The following is a 16,409-nucleotide window of genomic DNA, read 5'->3' as shown; positions in this document are numbered from 1 at the left end:
CTACTCGGTGAGGTAAACGCCACGGACGCCCACGAGACCCGTGTTAACTTCACTCAAGATAATAATATAACCTTCCGGTCGTTAGAGGCGATTGCTCATGAAGAAGCAGGAACTCATCCACCTGCACGGCCTGCTCGCAGAGGTACACGAACAGTGTGAAATGTGGGAGGGAGAGGAACTCGATCTCACAGCGTACGACGAACTCGGAGTCCGACCGACGTCGATCCACAAATCGAAGACGGATCACAAAGCAGCCGTCTTCAAACTGGCGACGGGTATCACGTCCGGTCTCGAAGCCCCCGAACAGGAACGCGTCGCGCCCCACGCCGACTGATCGACACGCTGTACTCCTCCCGACCTCGCCGACACGTAGCGACTGCTGTTCTCGCGGTCAGGAGTCGTCGACCAGTTCCTCGAATTCGGGTAGCAGTTCGTCGTCTTCGCCGTCTTCGTCGTCTTCGTCGGTCGACTCGTCGGCGTTCGAGTCCGATTCTGCCTCCGTCTCGACGATCTCCTCGACTTCGAGGACCTTCAGCGGGACGTTCTCGAGTCGCTGGCCGATCTCCTTGCGGGCGATTCGGGAGGCGTGTTCCTCCTGTTCGACGTTGAAGACGGTCATCTCGAGCTCGAGGGCGACCAGCGCTTCGTCCGCCGCGATGAACGCGGGCGGCAACTCCTCGCCCGATGGCGACGTCCGTGACCCCATGTCGATCTCGACGTAGTTGAGATCCGGGTTGAGCATCTCGCCGGTTTTGGCGATGGCGATGCGAATCGCCTCGTCGGGGGTCTCTACGTCGTACACCGGAACTGCGGCTTCGACGACAACTCTACAATCCATACCACACAGTACTTGTGAATCCAGCGTCATGAATTTTCGCCCCCGGCGTCTCCGTGGCTGAACGGCGGCGGGCGGGCGTCAGAATCGTCCTCGACTCAGCGGGGTGGCGACGCGGCGAACCAGGAGGTCACTCGCCGCCCGAGCGGAGGTAGTGAAAGACGTACGTCTGGGCGTAGCCCGCGTACGTGCCGCCGAATCGTTCACGAATGGCCCGCGAGGTTTCGGCGTAGCCACCCCGGTCGCAGTCGGGGTAGTGGTCGGCGATAGCCGACCGAATCCACGTATCGAGCGGGACGGCCTCCAGAAATCCGAGCGAGAACAGGAGGACGCAGTCGGCCACTTTCTCGCCGACGCCGACGAACCGGGTGAGGGAGTCGCGGGCCGCCTCGTACTCCATGTCGCGCGCGTCGGCCGGGTCCGCCTCGCCGTTCGCGACCATCCCCGCCGTCCGCTGGACGTACGGCGCGCGGTAGCCGAGGCTGAGGTCACGTAGTTCGTCCTCGCTCGCGGCGGCCAGTCGCTCCGGCGTCGGGAAGGCGTGATAGCGCTCCCCGTCGACGGAGAGCGTCTCGCCGAACTCGCGGGCGAGGGCCATCTGCATCCCGTGGATGCGCGCGACGCGCATCTGCGCGGAGCAGATAAACGAGACCAGACAGGAAAACGGCGAGTCGCGCACGAGGCGCATCCCGGGATAGGCGTCGAACGCCCGTTCGACGAGGGGGTCGTCCGGCGTCGCCGCCCGAATCGCGTCGAGGTCGTCGTCGAGGCGGAGCAGGTGGGTGAGGAGGGGGACGGCGTCGGTCGTGGACTCCCACTCCAGCCGATTTTCGGTCTGTCGAACTCGGACGACGGCCCGTTCGTCGGAGACGCCGTCGAGCGGCGGGACGACCGTCTCGTACCACGCGTCGCCGCCGTGGGCGTCGAGTCGGTCGTACATCTCTCCGTCCGTTCGGTCCCAGAGGTAGCTCTGTCCGCTTTCGAGCGTCGACTGCAGGTCGAACGGTCCGTCGACGTCCGCGAGTGGAACGGTACCCGTCTCCATCGACGGGAAGTGGACGCGGGCGGGTTTGCGCCTTTCGATTACTCCTCGTAGGCCGCGGCGATGGCGGGGAGGTCGACCCCCGCGGCTTCCCGGTAGTCGGCGGCGACGGCGAACGCCGCCACCCCGAGCGTCTCCCACACGAGCAGCGCCGGGAGGACGCTCCGCGCGGGATCGGACGGGAGGCGGTCGATCGGGGCCGACGAGAGCGCGGGCGACCACCGGGTCCACCGCAGGACGAATCCCGGATCGACCGTCAGCGTCTGTCGGAGGAGCGCGCCGGCGACGACGACGCCGACGACGCCGACGAGCGCGAGGACGGCCGGCCGTGGGCGAACGCGGCATCGCTCGTACAGCGCCGGTCGGACGACGGGGAGCGCCGCCGCCGTCGCCGCGACGCCGACGTACTGGACGGCGAGCCCCGCGACCGAGAGGTAGAGCGCGTACGCGAGGCCGTCGGCGAGGACGACGCCGCCGGCGGCCACACCCACCAGCCCCAGCGAGAGGTCGGGTGCGCCGAACCGGTTCCGTCGCGCGAGCGACGGGAGCAACTCGTCGAGGCCGGCGAGCAAACGAGGGGGCCCACGTCAACGCGAGAAGCGCCGAGGCCGTCGCGAGGACGGTTCCCGGACCGAGCAGGCGCGCGACGTCGACGCCGAGGGCGGAGGCCGCGGCGTCCGCGAAGGGCGCGCGTGCGTAGAGGAGTTGCCACCACGGAACGACGCCGAAGGCGACGAACGCGGCGGCGGCCGAGAGGACGCCCGCGCCGCCGACGCCGACGAACAGGGCGCGGGGGCCGCTTCGTCGCGGGTCGCGCGCCGCCCCGGCGGCGGTGACGACGACGTCGAAACCGACGAAGCCGAACAGGGAAACGGTCGTCGCCGCCGACAGCGACGCGACGGGCGCGTCCCGGAGCGACGGCGTCGGTAGGAGGGGGACGAAGTTCGAGAGATTGACCGCGGTGGCGGCGACGACGACGAACGCGAGGAGGGCCGCGGCGAGGAGGCCGGTGAGGCCCAGTTGCGCGCGCCCGACGGCGGCGGGGCCGAGCGCGTGGACGCCGACGACTCCGGCGATGACGAAGAGCCCACCGCCTGTGGCGGACAGGGGAGAGACGACGGCAGCGAGTACTCCGCCGAGAGCGGACGCGAGAAGCGCCAGCAGGGCGACGTAGGCGCCGACGGCGGGCCAGACGAGGAGGAAGCCGACCGGTCGGGAGTGCCACGTCCGCGAGAGAAAGAGATACGCACCGCCGTCCGTCTCGGCCAGCGGACTCGACAGGAAGACGGCGTAGGCGGCGGCGAGGGCGCAGGCGGCGGCCGTGGCGGCGACGTAGGCGAGGGGCGTCGCGGGGCCCGCGAGATTCTCGACGTGGTCGGGGACGTAGAGGACGCCCGCGCCGAGGAGCGACCCGAGCGCGACGGCGACGAGGTGGCGGTCGGTGAGCGGCCCCGGATCGCGTCTCATGCCACCGAATACCGTGGGGGCGCGTAAACCCGTGTCGGGCGAGAGACCGACCGCGACGCCGTCTCAACAACACTTATTCCGTTCGTCCGATTTGATGCCGTTATGAGTGACATCGTAGTTACGCTCCCGGACGGGTCGGAACTCACCGTCGAGGAGGGCTCTACCGTCGAGGACGTCGCCTACGAAATCGGACCGGGTCTGGGTGCCGACACCGTGGCCGGCGTCGTCGACGGTGACCTCGTGGACAAGCGGACCGAACTCCACGACGACGTCGAACTCGTCATCGTCACCGAGGGGAGTGACGAGTATCTCGACGTGCTTCGCCACTCGGCGGCCCACGTCTTCGCACAGGCCCTCCAGCGGCTCTACCCCGAGGCGAAACTCGCCATCGGACCCTGGACCGACGACGGCTTCTACTACGACGTCGCGGGCGTCGACCTCGACAGCGACGACCTCGACGCCATCGAGGAGGAGGCCGAAGACATCATCGAGTCCGACATCCCCATCGAGCGGAAACTCGTCCCCCGCGAGGAGGCCTTCGAGAAGTACGCGGACAACCCGTTCAAGCGGGAGATTCTCGAAGAGGAAGCGGCGGGCGAGGACCCCGTCTCCTTCTACGAACAGGCGGAGTTCGAGGACCTCTGTAAGGGGCCACACGTCGACTCGACGGGCGAGATCGGCGCGTTCGAACTGCTGAACATCTCCTCTGCCTACTGGCGCGGCGACGAGGACAACGAGATGCTCACCCGCGTCTACGGCACGGCCTTCGAGAGCGAGGCGGACCTGGAACGATTCCTCGAACGCCGCCGCGAGGCCGAAGAGCGCGACCACCGCAAACTCGGCCAGGAACTCGACATCTTCTCTATCCCCGACGTCACGGGGCCGGGACTGCCGCTCTATCATCCCAACGGCAAGCGCGTCCTCGACGAACTCGCGGCGTACGCCCGCCAGCTCAATCTCGATGCGGGCTACGAACCCGTCGAGACGCCACACCTGTTCCGGACGGAGCTGTGGAAGAAGTCGGGTCACTACGAGAACTACGTCGACGACATGTTCCTGCTGGACGTCAACGACGAGGAGTACGGCCTGAAGCCGATGAACTGTCCGGGCCACGCGACCATCTTCGACGGCAAGTCGTGGAGCTACCGCGACCTGCCGGTCCGGTATTTCGAGGACGGCAAGGTGTACCGCAAGGAGCAGCGCGGCGAACTCTCCGGGCTCTCGCGGGTGTGGGCGTTCACCATCGACGACGGCCACGTCTTCGTCCGCCCGGACCAGATCGAAGCCGAGGTCAATCTGGTGATGGACAACATCTTCACCGTCTTCGAGACGTTCGGCCTCGACTACGAGGTGGCGCTGGCGACCCGCCCCGAAAAGAGCGTCGGCAGCGACGAAATCTGGGAGCAGGCCCAGTCCCAGCTTCGAGCCGTCCTCGACTCGCAGGACATCGAGTACGAACTGGAGTCGGGAGACGGCGCGTTCTACGGCCCGAAAATCGACTTCGCCTTCGAGGACGCCCTCGGGCGCAAGTGGGACGGCCCGACGGTCCAGCTCGATTTCAACATGCCCGAGCGGTTCGAGTTGACCTACACGGGCGAGGACAACGAGGACCACCGTCCGGTGATGATCCACCGCGCGCTCTACGGTAGTTACGAGCGGTTCCTGATGGTCCTCATCGAACATTTCAACGGGAAGTTCCCGCCGTGGCTCGCGCCGGAACAGGTGCGCGTTCTGCCCATCAGCGACGACCAGCTCGACTACGCCGAGGAGATCGCGGCCGAACTCGACGAGTTCCGCGTCGACGTCGAGACCCGGTCGTGGACGCTCGGACGCAAGATCCGGGAGGCACAGACCGATCGCGTTCCGTACATGCTCGTCGTCGGCGACGACGAGGAGCGCGCGGGCACCGTCGCCGTCCGCGACCGGAAGGAACGCGAGACGAAAGACGTCGATCCCGAAACGTTCCGGGCGCACCTCGAGCGCGAAGTGGCCCAGAAGCGACTCGAACCCACGTTCGTCGGCTGAGTCGCGGGTCGTCGCGTTCTCGGTAGTATCGCCGGTCGCCTCGGTCGGCGTCGTCCCTGTCGAGGGGTCGCTGCGGTCGACCGAGACGGTCCGAGCGGCCAACGGCCCCGTTCCCGGACCGCGAGGGGCGTCGCTGCCACGGCGCACCGGAACGGTAGTTTCGTTTGGACAACATTATTTGCCGGTGCAGCACGTACGTTCGCCACGTATGGCTCACACACCGACGCGGACCGGTCGGCCTCTCGCCCGGCGTCTACCGCTCGCGCTGCGTCCACACCGGCGGGTCGGCGAGTCGCTCCGTCCCCGATGACCCGCGTCGACCCCGAACTCGTCGAGTACCACCTTCGCCGTCTCGACGCCGCGTCGTGCCGAGCGCTCGTCGCGGATCTGTGGTCCGCGCGGGGTTTCGAGACGACGCGGAAAGGCGACTGCGTCGTCGCCGACCGCCACGGCGAGTCCCGGGTGATTCGCGTCCTCGCTCCCCGCTCCGGGACGCCGAACCGACCGGTCGACGTGGTCGTCGCGTTCGGGAGACGGGTACCGGACGTTCCGGACGGCGTGCGCGTCCTCGACGCGGCCGATCTCTGTGAGATGCTGTTGTACGCCGTCGACCGACCCGTCGCCGTCGATCTCTGTACGCGTCATCTCGGTGCGCCGCCGGACGGGCTCACGTCCCCGTTGTCGACCCGGCTCCGAAGCCGGGCCGCCACCGCCGCGTCGGCGACCCGGTCGACGTCGCTGGGCCTCGTGCTCGTCGCCTGTTTCATCGTCCTCGCGGGCGCGATGTACGCCCCGCAGTCCGCCGCTGGCGACGCCGACTCCGTCATCGACGCCAACACCGAGGCAGCATCGACGCCGACTCCGACGCCGTCGACAGCTATCGAACGCCCGGATCGACGACGGAGTCGTCGACCCCGGTCGCCCGGTTGTCCCCGCACTCGGGCCAGTACGCCGACTCGGAGATCGGCGTCAGTCTGTCGGGCGTCACGAACCTCAGCGCGCTGGCGGACGCCCACAGTCGCGTGCTCGAAAACCGCTCGTACACCGTCTGGCTGGACTACTCTCACCCCCGGGAGTGGGAGCCGAACGGGACGCGAGTCCAGCGTGACACCGACGTCGCCGTCGACGGCGAGCGATACCACAGCGTGACGTCGCTCGAAGGGACGGTGACGACGACGCCGTTACAGGAGACCTACTACGACGGGAGCGACTGGTACGTCGCCGACGTGAGCGACAACGAGACCCGATACCGGCAGATTCACTCGGTCGAGGGGACGCCCGCTCTCTACGCGGCCCCCGACGCTGCGAGATACGCTGGTCACCGACTATCTCTCGACGCCGGAGACGACGGTGACCGAACAGGTCGAACGTCGCGGACACCGGGTCTTTCGCGTCGTCGGCCGGGGCCAACCCACCGGCTTCGACGTCTACCGCGTCGAGAACTACACCGTCGTCGCGCACGTCGATTCGCGGGGCTTCGTCCGCAACCTGACCGCGCGCTATCTGCGTCGGACGGACGACGGTCCCATCCGGGTCGTCGTCGAGGTGACGTACGGACGCGTCGGAACGACGACGGTGACGTCGCCGCCGTGGTACGAACGCGAGTTCGGCAACGAGACGGACGGTGGCGAGCGGGGTGCGAGGGCCGACTGACGGCGTTCGTCTCCGTGTGGTGTCGGTTGCGAGGGTCGAATCCGATTCGAGACGCGCTCCGCTCGCGGATTTCTCACGGGCCGGGAGGGAGTTGAACCCCCGACCGACGGATTAAGAGTCCGTCGCTCTACCTGACTGAGCTACCGGCCCTCGGCCAATCGTATCCGTGGTGTACTCAAAGGCGTTTCCCTTTCAGGTGCGGAATGGTGGATGTTAAGTGCCCGCCTCCGATACACCCGACACTATGAGCAACGCGGCGACGATGTCTTCGATGTCCAAATACGCGATCCTCGGCTGTGGGAGCGTCGGTCACGCCGTCGCCGAGGAACTTGCCGAGGAGGGGAAAGACGTCCTCATCCTCGACAAGGACGAGAGCCGCGTCGAGGCCCTCCGTGACCAGGATCTCGACGCTCGCACGACGGACATCAGAAACGAGGAAGTCGCTGACGCGGTCGCCGACCGGGGCGTCGTCCTCATTCTCGCGTCGGACGTCGAAGCGAACAAGGCCGCCGTCCGGACGATCCGCGACCGCGGCGGCGACCAGTTCATCATCGTCCGCGCGTCCGACCCCGTCTCCGAGGACGAACTCACCGAGGCGGGCGCGGACGTCGTCATCAACCCTTCGAAGGTCATCGCCGAATCCGCGCTCCGGGCGCTGGAGACGGGCGAACTCGAACACAAGGCCCAGCAGTTGGCCGACGTCCTCGCCGACACCGACGGCAGCCTGGCCATCCTCACTCACGACAATCCCGATCCGGACTCCATCGCCAGCGCCGTCGCCCTCCAGGCCATCGCGGAAGAGCACGACGTCGACGCCGACATCCTCTATCACGGCGACATCGGCCATCAGGAGAACCGCGCGTTCGTGAACCTCCTCGGCATCGAACTCGTCTCGCGGGACGAGGCACCCCCGCTCTCGGAGTACGGGGCCGTCGCCCTGGTCGACCACATGAAGTCCGGCGAACTCGACGTCGACGTCGACGTCGACATCTTCATCGACCACTACGAACCCGAAGTCGAGTACGGCGCTCGCTTCATCGACGTGCGCCCGAACGTCTCGTCTACGTCGACGATCCTCACGAAGTACATCCAGGAGTTCGATCTGAGCCCGAGCGAAGCGGTGGCGACGGCGCTCCTCTACGGCATTCGCGCGGAGACGATGGACTTCAAACGCGACACCACGCCCGCGGACCTCACCGCCGCCGCCTACCTCTATCCGTTCGCCAACCACGACACCCTCGAACAGGTCGAATCGCCGTCGATGTCGCCCGAAACGCTCGACGTCCTCGCCGAGGCCATCCAGAACCGGCAGGTCCAGGGGAGCCATCTGGTCTCGAACGCCGGCTTCATCCGCGACCGGGACGCCCTCTCGCAGGCCGCCCAGCACCTCCTGAATCTGGAGGGCATCACGACGACGGCGGTGTTCGGCATCGCCGACAACACCATCTACCTCGCCGCCCGGTCGAAGGACATCCGCATCAACATCGGGAACGTCCTGCAGGACGCCTTCGAGGACATCGGCGAGGTCGGCGGCCACTCCACGCAGGGGAGCGTCGAGATCCCGCTCGGACTGTTCACGGGTATCGAGACGAGCGAAGACAACCGCGACACGCTCCTCTCGCTGACCGAGGAGGCGGTACGGAAGAAGCTGTTCGACGCTATGGGCGTCGAGAGCAGTAGCGAGAGCAGTAACGGGAGCTGGCGACGACTTCTTCCTCCTCTTCGTCTTCGAGGCGTTCGACCACGTCGTTGATGAGGATGACGTCGCCCACCGCTCGCACCCACCGGTACGGAATCATCACGCCCTTCCCGGGCTCGATGTTGCCGTCGAACAGCTCCCCGCTGAGTTCGCCGAGCGCGAGTCCGGTGACCGACTCGCGATCGAGGTCGAGGCGCACGTCCTCCACCTCGCCGACGAACACTCCGTTGTTCGAGTACACTTCACGACCGACCAGTGACGTGATCTCCTGTGGCGTACCGTCCATACCTGTTCTCTTGCAGTCCCGGGTCTTAATAGTTCGCGGCCCGAGTCAGGGCGCGACGAGTTCGATGGGGTGTGTCGTCGGCCGCGAGAGCAGCGAGTCGAGCTGCTCCAGACAGGAGGTGCCGCTGGCGACGACGGTCCGGTCGCGCGTCTCGTCCGTCGTGAACTGCCCCGCCAGGTCCTCGCCGACCTCCACGCTCAGTTCGTAGTAGTCGGACTTGTAGCCGAAGGAGCCGGCCATCCCGCAACACTCCACGTCGGAGGTGACCACGTCGTAATCGAGGTCCTCCAGCACGGCGACGGTGTGGCCTTCGAGGCCGAGCGTCCGCTGCTGGCAGTGGCTGTGGTAGGCGACGCCCGGGTCGTCGGCCGGGGCGCGGCGCAGTCGCTCGCTGTCGCCCCCGTTCTGCAGGAGGCCGTAGACGTACTCCATGACCTCGTAGCTGTTGTCGCGGAGGCGTTCGAACGACCGTTCGGGGAGGAACTTCTCGTACTCCCGTTCGAACATGGCGAGGTCGCTCGGCTCGACGACCACGACGTCGCGGCCGGCGTCGACGTGTTCCGCGAGCGCCCCGTAGACGTCGTGGGCGTGGGACTCGGCCGTCGCGATCATCCCCTGTGAGAGCGGTGCGCGCCCGCTGCTCGCCACCTCCGGGACGTGGACGCGGACGCCGAGAGCCTCCAGCGTGCGGACGGCCGCCTTCCCGCGTTCGACCTGGACGTGGTTCGTGTACACGTCCGGGTAGAGCACCACCTCCCGGGTCGGGTCGTCGATGGCCGTCTCCCGTCGCTCGAACCACGAACGGAGCGTCTCGCGCTGAAACGTCGGCAGCTCGCGGCGCTTGTCGATGCCGAGGAGGCGGTCCATCGCCCACCGCGACGGGGCGGCGTCGGCGAGCCAGTTCGACACCGGTGCCGTCGCGCTCCCGAGTTTGGCGACGGTCGAGAAGTTGCCGAAAAAGCGCTTCTGGAGGGGACGCCGCCGGGTTCCGCGTCGGGCGTCAGGCCCTCGACGAGCCAGTCGAACTCTTCGTCGGTCCCGCGGTTCACCCGGTCGCGCACGACCGTGTTGATCCACGGAATGTCGATTTTCACCGGACAGGCGTTGACACACCGCGAACAGCCGGTACAGAGGTCGTTGAACTCGCCGGCGACGTCCAGCCCTTCGATGCCGGCCTCCCAGCCGGTGCCGATGCCGCCGGAGTAGGTCTCGCCGCCGAAGGCGTGGCCACCGACCTGCTGGAAGTTGGCACAGGAGTTCGAACACGCCGAACACCGGATGCAGTAGAGCGTCTCGCGAAGTTGGTCGTCCTCGCGCATGGCCATTCGGCCGTTGTCGACGAGGACGAGGTGGAACTCGCGGTCGGATCCGCGCTCCGAGAGCGGCGTCTCGTCGTCGTCGAAGTCGACCGTCGGCGACTCGACCGGCGGGGTCAGCAGCGAGACGTAGGAGGTGATGTCCTGTCCCGTCCCCGACCGGGCGATGAGTTCGACGAACGGCTGGAGGTCCTCGACGGACGGGACGACTTTCTCCACCCCGGCGACGGCGACGTGCGTGTCGGGAACGACGGCCGACTTCCGGGCGTTGCCTTCGCTGGTGACGAGCGCCATCGTCCCGGTGTCGGCGGTGATGAAGTTCGCGCCCGTCATGCCGACGTCGGCGTCCCGAATCTGCTCGCCGAGTCGCTCCCGCGCGAACTGCGTGAGTTCCGCCGCCGTCTCGAGCGGTTCGTCGGGATCGAACGTCTCGTTGAACAGTTCGGCGATGTCCTCGCGGGAGCGGTGGATCGCGGGCGCGATGAGGTGGGAGGGCGCTTCGTCGGCCAACTGGATCACCCACTCGCCGAGGTCCGTCTCGACGACGTCGACGCCGTCCCGCTCCAGTGCGTCGTTGACCTCGAGTTCCTCGGTGGTCATCGACTTGCTCTTGACGACGCGGTCGCCGTCGTTGTCGGCGACGACGTCGCGAACGTAGCGGTTGGCGTCCGCGGCGTCGTCGGCGACGTAGAGCGTCCCGCCGTTCTCCTCGACGGCGTCGCGCAGCTGGTCTATGAGCTCGGGCAGGCGGGCGATGGCGTCCTCTTTGATCTCGCGCGCCCGGTCTTTCAGTTCCTCGTAGTTCTCCAGCTCCGAGACGGAGTCGTACCGGCCGGCGTTGAACCCCTTGGTGTTTTGCTCGACGGCGTCGCCCTCCGCGAGCATCAGCCGGCGAATCTCGGCGGCTTTGTCGCTCTTACTCATCGAGAATCACCACGTGAACCTCCTTCGGGCCGTGTGCGCCAAACACCAGGTCGCCCATGTCGGCCGTCGCGCTCGGCCCCGTCGCGATGATCGAACTGCTCCGGTGCTCCCGTATCTCCGACCCGAAGCGATCGAACGCCTCCGGCATCCCCGGGACCACGTCGTCGGCCCGGACGACGGGGACGTGCAGTTCGGGGTAGAGACTCACCGGTTCCGCCCCGCCGGGCGTCGACGCCAACACGACGCTCCCGTACTCGGCGACGCCGAACGAGGCGGGCGTCACGCTGGTTCGTGCCGGCTCGAGCGCCGCCGCCGTCGGATCGACCGTCACTGCGTCGGGGAGCGACGCGCCGTCGAACGGGAGGAGACGCCGACGGCGGGCTCCTCGATCAGCGACGCGACGGTCGCTTCGAAGCCGTCGGACGTCGTGTGCGTCCACTCGACGTCCAACTGTCCGAGGAGTCTTCGAACGTCGCAACTGTCTCGGTGACCATGAGTACACCTTGCCCCACTCCCGGTATGTCTCTTTGGCTTTCTAGGCGAACGGCTGATCGGCTTCGTCGGCCCCAGGGACCGTCCCGTCGGCGCGGTATTTCCCGAGAATCGACTTCGTGACGACGTACAGTTCGACGGCGACGAAGGCCGCCCAGAGGACGTAGCCACCCGTGCCGCTCCCGAGGACGCCGACGGTCGTCTCGAAAGCGGGGACGCCCGCCGCGACGAGCGTGTCTCCGACGAGCAACACGCTGAAGAAGCCGTAGAACCCCGACGCCCACCACATCGCGACGACGCGCGCCCAGCCGGGCTGGAGGTGTTCGGGCAGGCGCGTCGTGTTCATCACGAGCGTCAGGGCGGCGTAGGGCCACATGATGACGCCCGAGAGCGCCGCGCCGACGACGAGGAAGAAGAAGGGACCGCGGTTCTCGAACGGCGCGGTAAAGAGGAGGATGATGAGGACGCCCCACGCGGTAAACGCCGTCAGCAGTCGCCAGAAGAGCTGCGAGAGGTCCCACCCGGCGTCGCGCCCGTAGGCCTCGTACACCGCGTCGGCGCTGTTGCGGACGAACGACTCGACGATGGCGTACTCGGTGGTAAAGAGGGCGACGAACAACACGAGAAAGACGAGGAGCGCACCGACGCCGCCGAGGGCGGGCGCGACGTCCGTGAGCCACATGGCGAGGGCGTCCGCGGACGCGTTCGGGGCGTGTCTGGCGGCGACGCTCATCATGATCGTCGCCACGAACAGGAGACCGAAGACGAACGTCAGGAAATGTTCGACCTGGATGACGCGCCACCAGCCGCGCCAGCGGCGGAGGTTGAGTCGCGTCGGCCGGAACGTAAAGCCCTCCCGCCGGACGGGTTCGGGCTCGTCGCCGACGAGGGGGTTGCGAACGCGGCCCTGGTAGTTGCCCATCGCGTACCCCTTCTCCCGCGCCCAGAGGCTCTGGGAGAGGTTGAGGTAGCCGCCCGCGCCGGCGAACGCGAGGCCGCCGAGGAAGACGGCGACGTCCATCTCCGGCGGGAGCGTGCCGACGTTCAGCGCACCCGCCGGCAACCCGCCGAGTTCGGGGAGCGACCCGCTGACGAGCGCCAGCGTGACGGCACCCGCGATGGCGACGAACAGCAGTCCGACCTGGATCGCTTCGACGGCGTTGTACATGACCGACGAGAGCTGATACGACGACCAGATGATCACCATCAGCGCGACGGCCAGCAGTTTCCACGACGCGAGTTCGAGGCCGACGAACTGGACGGCGGTGCCGTCGAGGCCGAACGCCGTCGCGGCGACTTTCGCCGCGCCCGCCGCCCATCCGGGCCAGCCGAGACTCGCCAGGCCGCCCACGAGAAAAACCCACGGCCAGAACCGCCGGACCCTGAGGAACGCCCGGAAGATGCTCTCACCGGTCGCCAGCGTCCAGCGCTGGAGTTCCGTGTTGATGACGAACTGCGTCAGGACGCCGATCCAGAACGCCCAGTAGAGTCCCCACCCGTGCCGGGCGACGAGCCCCGGCCAGAACAGCGTCTCGCCGCTGCCGAGCGACGCGCCGAGCATGATGGCGCTCGGGCCGACGACGTGTTTCACGCGCGGGACGCGCGGGACGCTCGCCAGCCGAAACGCGCCGCCGGTCCCGCGATCGGGATACGACGCCGACTCCGGCGCTTCGTCCAGGTCGTCGTACGGGAGCGGACAGTACCACGTGCTCCGGTACTGGCGACCCTCGGCCTCCGACGCGTAGACCTCGTCCCGCGCGGGAGACTCGTCTGCCTCCCCGCTTCGGCGTCCGTGCCGTCCGCGTCGTCCGGTCTACGCGACGCCATGGCCTCGTCTCGCGGGCAGGGAGACCGGTGGACGCGGTGTCGACTCTCCGATCATCGGCTGGAAGCGTCTCGCCGCGCCCGGGGCAAAAAGCCACCTACTTCGGCGTCAGTCGCCGCCGAGGAAGTGCCAGATGTGGCCGCGTTCCTCCGGCGGATCGACGCCCGGCAGTTCCTTCAGCGCGGGCTGGATCGCGTTCCACCACCCCTCGGCGGATTCGTATCCCGCCGGGTGGTCGTGGTAGACGTCGCGAAGGAAATCCGCCTTCTTGGCTTCGGGGTGTTCGGTGAGGTAGTCGTACGCCGCCGAGAGGGCTTCGCGCCGGGCTTCGAGCGTCGGCCCCGTTCCGGGGAGACTGGCGTCGTCGATGGCGTTCGACACGGCGAGCGGTCGCTCCTCGCCCGTGGCGTCGTCGGCCGTTCGCGGTATCGGGATCCACCACACCCGACTGCGCGCACCGACCTTGCGCGTCTCGAGTGTCCCGCGGTCGACGAGTTCGCCGAGTTTGTTGTGTGCCGTCCGGCGCGAGCAGTCGAGGGCCTCCATGACGTCGCTCGCGGTCAGCGGGCGCGCCCGGTCGTCGCGGTCCTCGAACACTGATAGCACCGCTTCCGGCGGGATGCGGTCGGCGTACTGTCCGCTCTCGTTCCGTTCGCGATCGCTCCCCGAGTGGCCCATGGTATCGCCTCACTACGTGCGGGCATAAGCCTTTGCACACGTATGTGACCCCACTACACTCGTGTGAACGTCCAATCAACACGTATGAACCCACCAATACATTCGTGTAATCTGGATCTTCGGAGCTGCCGATCTCGATCGGGCCTCATTCGGGAAATTCATCTACACAGCTTGAAACCCTCGAATAATCGTGTACATACGAATACATACGGGGCGAAGGTCGTTGTAGAGGCCGGTCGAAGTCTATCACGAAAAGCGACTAACGATAGATATTTATCATCGGAGTCCCGGACGTGAACCCATGCCACGAACGGTTGAGAACGAATCTGGAACGGGGCGTTACGAAACGTCCGACGTGAGCGAGCCGACGGAGGGCCGGTATGCCAGCGCGGCCGACGCCCTCGTCGCACTACTGCCGCTGCTGACGATCGCGTATCTGATGGTCGGTCGGTACTGGCCCGCGACGAAGGCGATGCCCGTCGCGTGGGTCGTCGCCATCGGGACCGGCGTCGTCGCGTGGGGGATGACGCCGCGGTGGATCGCCGCCGCGACCATCAACGGCTTCATCACCGCGACGAACATCCTCTGGATCGTCTTCGGGGCGATTCTGTTGCTGTACACGCTCAAGCGCACCGGCGCGTTCGACGCCATCAATCACGGCTTCGCATCCATCAGCGAGGACCGGCGGGTCCAGGTGGTCCTGCTGGTGTTCCTGATGGGGTCGTTCATCGAGGGCGCGGCCGGCTTCGGGACGCCTGCCGCCATCGTCGGTCCGCTTCTGGTCGGCCTCGGGTTCCCGCCGCTGGCGGCCGTCGTGGTCGCGCTGACCGGTAACCTGATGGCCATCACCTTCGGTGCCGTCGGGACGCCGCTCATCATCGGGATGATCGACATCTTCGGCGACGTCGAGACGATCAGCTCCGCCGTGACCGCACAGGGGATGACCATCTCCGAGTGGGTCGGTCAGATCGCCGTCTGGGCGGCCTCCTTCCACGTCATCACGGGGATGTTGCTTCCCTTCATCAGCGTGGCGATGATGACGCGTTTCTTCGGTGAGAAACGCTCGATCAAGCCCGCGCTCGAAGTCTTCCCGCTCACGCTGTTCGCGTGGGCCTCCTTCGCCGTCCCCTACTGGGCGACTGCCTACTTCCTCGGGCCGGAGTTCCCGGGGCTCATCGGCGCGATGGTCGGTCTGTTGATCACGGTCGCCGCGCTCAAGGCCGGCTTCTTCCACCCCGACGAGGAGTGGGACTTCGCCGATCGCTCGGCGTGGCCGGATCACTGGGTCGGCGAGATCGAACCCGGCGAATCCAGCGATCGCGGCGGTGCCGTCGCCGCCGACGGCGGTCTCACCCACCGGATGCCCTCTGGAAGGCGTGGACGCCGTACGCCCTCGTCGCCGTCCTCCTGGTCGTCACTCGCGTCGTCGACCCGGTGACGGCGTTCCTCCAGTCGCCGCTGTTCGTCTTCGAGTGGTCGAACATCCTCGGGACCGGCCTGAGTTCGGATTTCGCCCTGCTCTACCTGCCCGGGGCCGTCTTCGTCGCCGTCCACCTCCTGACGATCCCCATCCACGGGATGAGCGGGCGCGAGATCAGGGATTCGTGGTCCGAGACGATAGAGAAGGTGACGCCCGCCGTCGTCGCCCTCCTCTTTGCCGTCGCGACGGTCCAGATCATGCTCCAGTCGGGCGAGGCGGCGAACACCGAGAGCATGCTCATCGTCCTGTCGAACACGATGGCCGCCGTCGCCGGCCAGACCTACCCGTTCTTCGCGGCGTTGGTGGGTGCCTTCGGCGCGTTCCTCGCCGGGTCGAACACCGTCTCGGACATCCTGTTCGGGACGTTCCAGTACGGCGTCGCCGAACAGATCGGCGCTCCGCGAACCATCCTGCTCGGCGCGCAGGCCGTCGGCGGGGCCATCGGCAACCTCATCGCCGTCCACAACGTCGTCGCGGCGCTCGCCGTCGTCGGCCTCGTCGGCGAGGAGGGGCGCGTCATCCGCTACGAACTCATCCCCCTCGCGTACTACGCGACGGTGACGGGCGTCCTGGCGCTCCTGTTCAGCTACGTGCTGTTCCCGGGCGTCTTCGCCCCTCGCATCGTCCGCCGGCCGTTTCCTCGCGTTCGCGCCGCGCCGGCGAATCGGAAATGCCCTGTTTTATACC

Annotated in this window: 12 protein-coding genes, 1 tRNA gene and 4 pseudogenes; 5 read left to right on the top strand and 12 right to left on the bottom strand. The window is 67.3% G+C overall.

The features are described from left to right. Positions 1 to 97: 97 nt before the first annotated feature. Complete coding sequence (locus ACFQJD_RS09825) at positions 98 to 334, top strand: UPF0058 family protein (protein WP_379797906.1); 237 nt, start codon at positions 98 to 100, stop codon at positions 332 to 334. A 57-nt stretch (positions 335 to 391) separates the two neighbouring features. Here the strand turns inward: ACFQJD_RS09825 and ACFQJD_RS09820 are convergent, their stop codons facing one another. The 4 genes and pseudogenes from ACFQJD_RS09820 to ACFQJD_RS09805 all read right to left on the bottom strand — a co-directional run. Then, positions 392 to 838: a DUF555 domain-containing protein gene (locus tag ACFQJD_RS09820; protein ID WP_379797904.1), complete on the bottom strand. Its 447-nt coding sequence runs from the start codon at positions 836 to 838 to the stop codon at positions 392 to 394. 127 nt (positions 839 to 965) lie between these two features. Continuing rightward, entirely contained in the window at positions 966 to 1,880 is a 915-nt protein-coding gene (locus ACFQJD_RS09815) for a DNA-3-methyladenine glycosylase family protein (protein ID WP_379800467.1), read from the bottom strand. A 38-nt stretch (positions 1,881 to 1,918) separates the two neighbouring features. Beyond that, positions 1,919 to 2,449, bottom strand: a complete 531-nt coding sequence (locus ACFQJD_RS09810; RefSeq protein ID WP_379800599.1) for a hypothetical protein — start codon at positions 2,447 to 2,449, stop codon at positions 1,919 to 1,921. 58 nt (positions 2,450 to 2,507) lie between these two features. After that, positions 2,508 to 3,344, bottom strand: a pseudogene (locus tag ACFQJD_RS09805) (amino acid permease); the annotation flags it as partial. A gap of 102 nt (positions 3,345 to 3,446) precedes the next feature. Here ACFQJD_RS09805 and thrS point away from each other — a divergent pair. Beyond that, positions 3,447 to 5,369, top strand: coding sequence for a threonine--tRNA ligase (gene thrS / locus ACFQJD_RS09800; RefSeq protein WP_379797903.1), 1,923 nt, complete (start codon positions 3,447 to 3,449; stop codon positions 5,367 to 5,369). Positions 5,370 to 5,582: 213 nt separating this feature from the next. Here the strand turns inward: thrS and ACFQJD_RS09795 are convergent, their stop codons facing one another. Both ACFQJD_RS09795 and ACFQJD_RS09790 read right to left on the bottom strand, forming a co-directional pair. Then, positions 5,583 to 6,014 (bottom strand): hypothetical protein, encoded by a 432-nt coding sequence (locus ACFQJD_RS09795; protein WP_379797901.1) that lies wholly within the window; start codon positions 6,012 to 6,014, stop codon positions 5,583 to 5,585. Beyond that, on the bottom strand, positions 6,011 to 6,307 hold the full coding sequence (locus ACFQJD_RS09790; RefSeq protein WP_379797899.1) for a hypothetical protein: 297 nt from the start codon (positions 6,305 to 6,307) through the stop codon (positions 6,011 to 6,013). The genes ACFQJD_RS09795 and ACFQJD_RS09790 overlap by 4 nt, the downstream gene beginning before the upstream one ends. 412 nt (positions 6,308 to 6,719) lie before the next feature. Between ACFQJD_RS09790 and ACFQJD_RS09785 the strand changes: the two genes are divergently transcribed. Beyond that, positions 6,720 to 7,022 carry a hypothetical protein gene (locus ACFQJD_RS09785; RefSeq protein WP_379797897.1) on the top strand — a complete coding sequence of 101 codons (303 nt, stop codon included), beginning with the start codon at positions 6,720 to 6,722 and terminating at the stop codon, positions 7,020 to 7,022. 76 nt (positions 7,023 to 7,098) lie between these two features. Here ACFQJD_RS09785 and ACFQJD_RS09780 read toward each other — a convergent pair. Continuing rightward, positions 7,099 to 7,172 (bottom strand) — tRNA-Lys (locus ACFQJD_RS09780). A 94-nt stretch (positions 7,173 to 7,266) separates the two neighbouring features. On the opposite strand from ACFQJD_RS09780, the gene ACFQJD_RS09775 reads away from it, so the two are divergent. Further along, entirely contained in the window at positions 7,267 to 8,775 is a 1,509-nt protein-coding gene (locus tag ACFQJD_RS09775) for a DHH family phosphoesterase (protein ID WP_379797895.1), read from the top strand. On the opposite strand, the gene ACFQJD_RS09770 is transcribed toward ACFQJD_RS09775, so the two are convergent. The 5 genes and pseudogenes from ACFQJD_RS09770 to ACFQJD_RS09750 form a co-directional block, all read right to left on the bottom strand. Next, positions 8,681 to 9,007 (bottom strand): PRC-barrel domain-containing protein, encoded by a 327-nt coding sequence (locus tag ACFQJD_RS09770; protein WP_379797893.1) that lies wholly within the window; start codon positions 9,005 to 9,007, stop codon positions 8,681 to 8,683. The two genes, ACFQJD_RS09775 and ACFQJD_RS09770, sit on opposite strands and share 95 nt — an antisense overlap. 45 nt (positions 9,008 to 9,052) lie before the next feature. After that, positions 9,053 to 11,247, bottom strand: a pseudogene (locus ACFQJD_RS09765) (LUD domain-containing protein). Further along, positions 11,240 to 11,741, bottom strand: a pseudogene (locus ACFQJD_RS09760) (LutC/YkgG family protein). The pseudogenes ACFQJD_RS09765 and ACFQJD_RS09760 overlap by 8 nt, the downstream one beginning before the upstream one ends. Before the next feature lie 41 nt (positions 11,742 to 11,782). After that, positions 11,783 to 13,330 carry an Nramp family divalent metal transporter gene (locus ACFQJD_RS09755; protein ID WP_379797891.1) on the bottom strand — a complete coding sequence of 516 codons (1,548 nt, stop codon included), beginning with the start codon at positions 13,328 to 13,330 and terminating at the stop codon, positions 11,783 to 11,785. 342 nt (positions 13,331 to 13,672) lie between these two features. Beyond that, the gene (locus ACFQJD_RS09750; protein ID WP_379797890.1) at positions 13,673 to 14,242 is read right to left on the bottom strand and encodes an ArsR family transcriptional regulator; all 570 of its coding nucleotides are present in this window, start codon (positions 14,240 to 14,242) and stop codon (positions 13,673 to 13,675) included. A 439-nt stretch (positions 14,243 to 14,681) separates the two neighbouring features. Between ACFQJD_RS09750 and ACFQJD_RS09745 the strand changes: the two are divergent. Next, a pseudogene (locus tag ACFQJD_RS09745) lies at positions 14,682 to 16,333 on the top strand (L-lactate permease); the annotation flags it as partial. Positions 16,334 to 16,409: the final 76 nt, after the last annotated feature.

It is taken from the genome of Haloplanus sp. GCM10025708 (genome assembly GCF_042663985.1).
Classification (GTDB): Archaea; Halobacteriota; Halobacteria; order Halobacteriales; family Haloferacaceae; genus Salinirarus; species Salinirarus marinus.
Note: the sequence above shows the minus strand (reverse complement) of the source record. Positions and strands in the feature narration are given on the sequence as shown.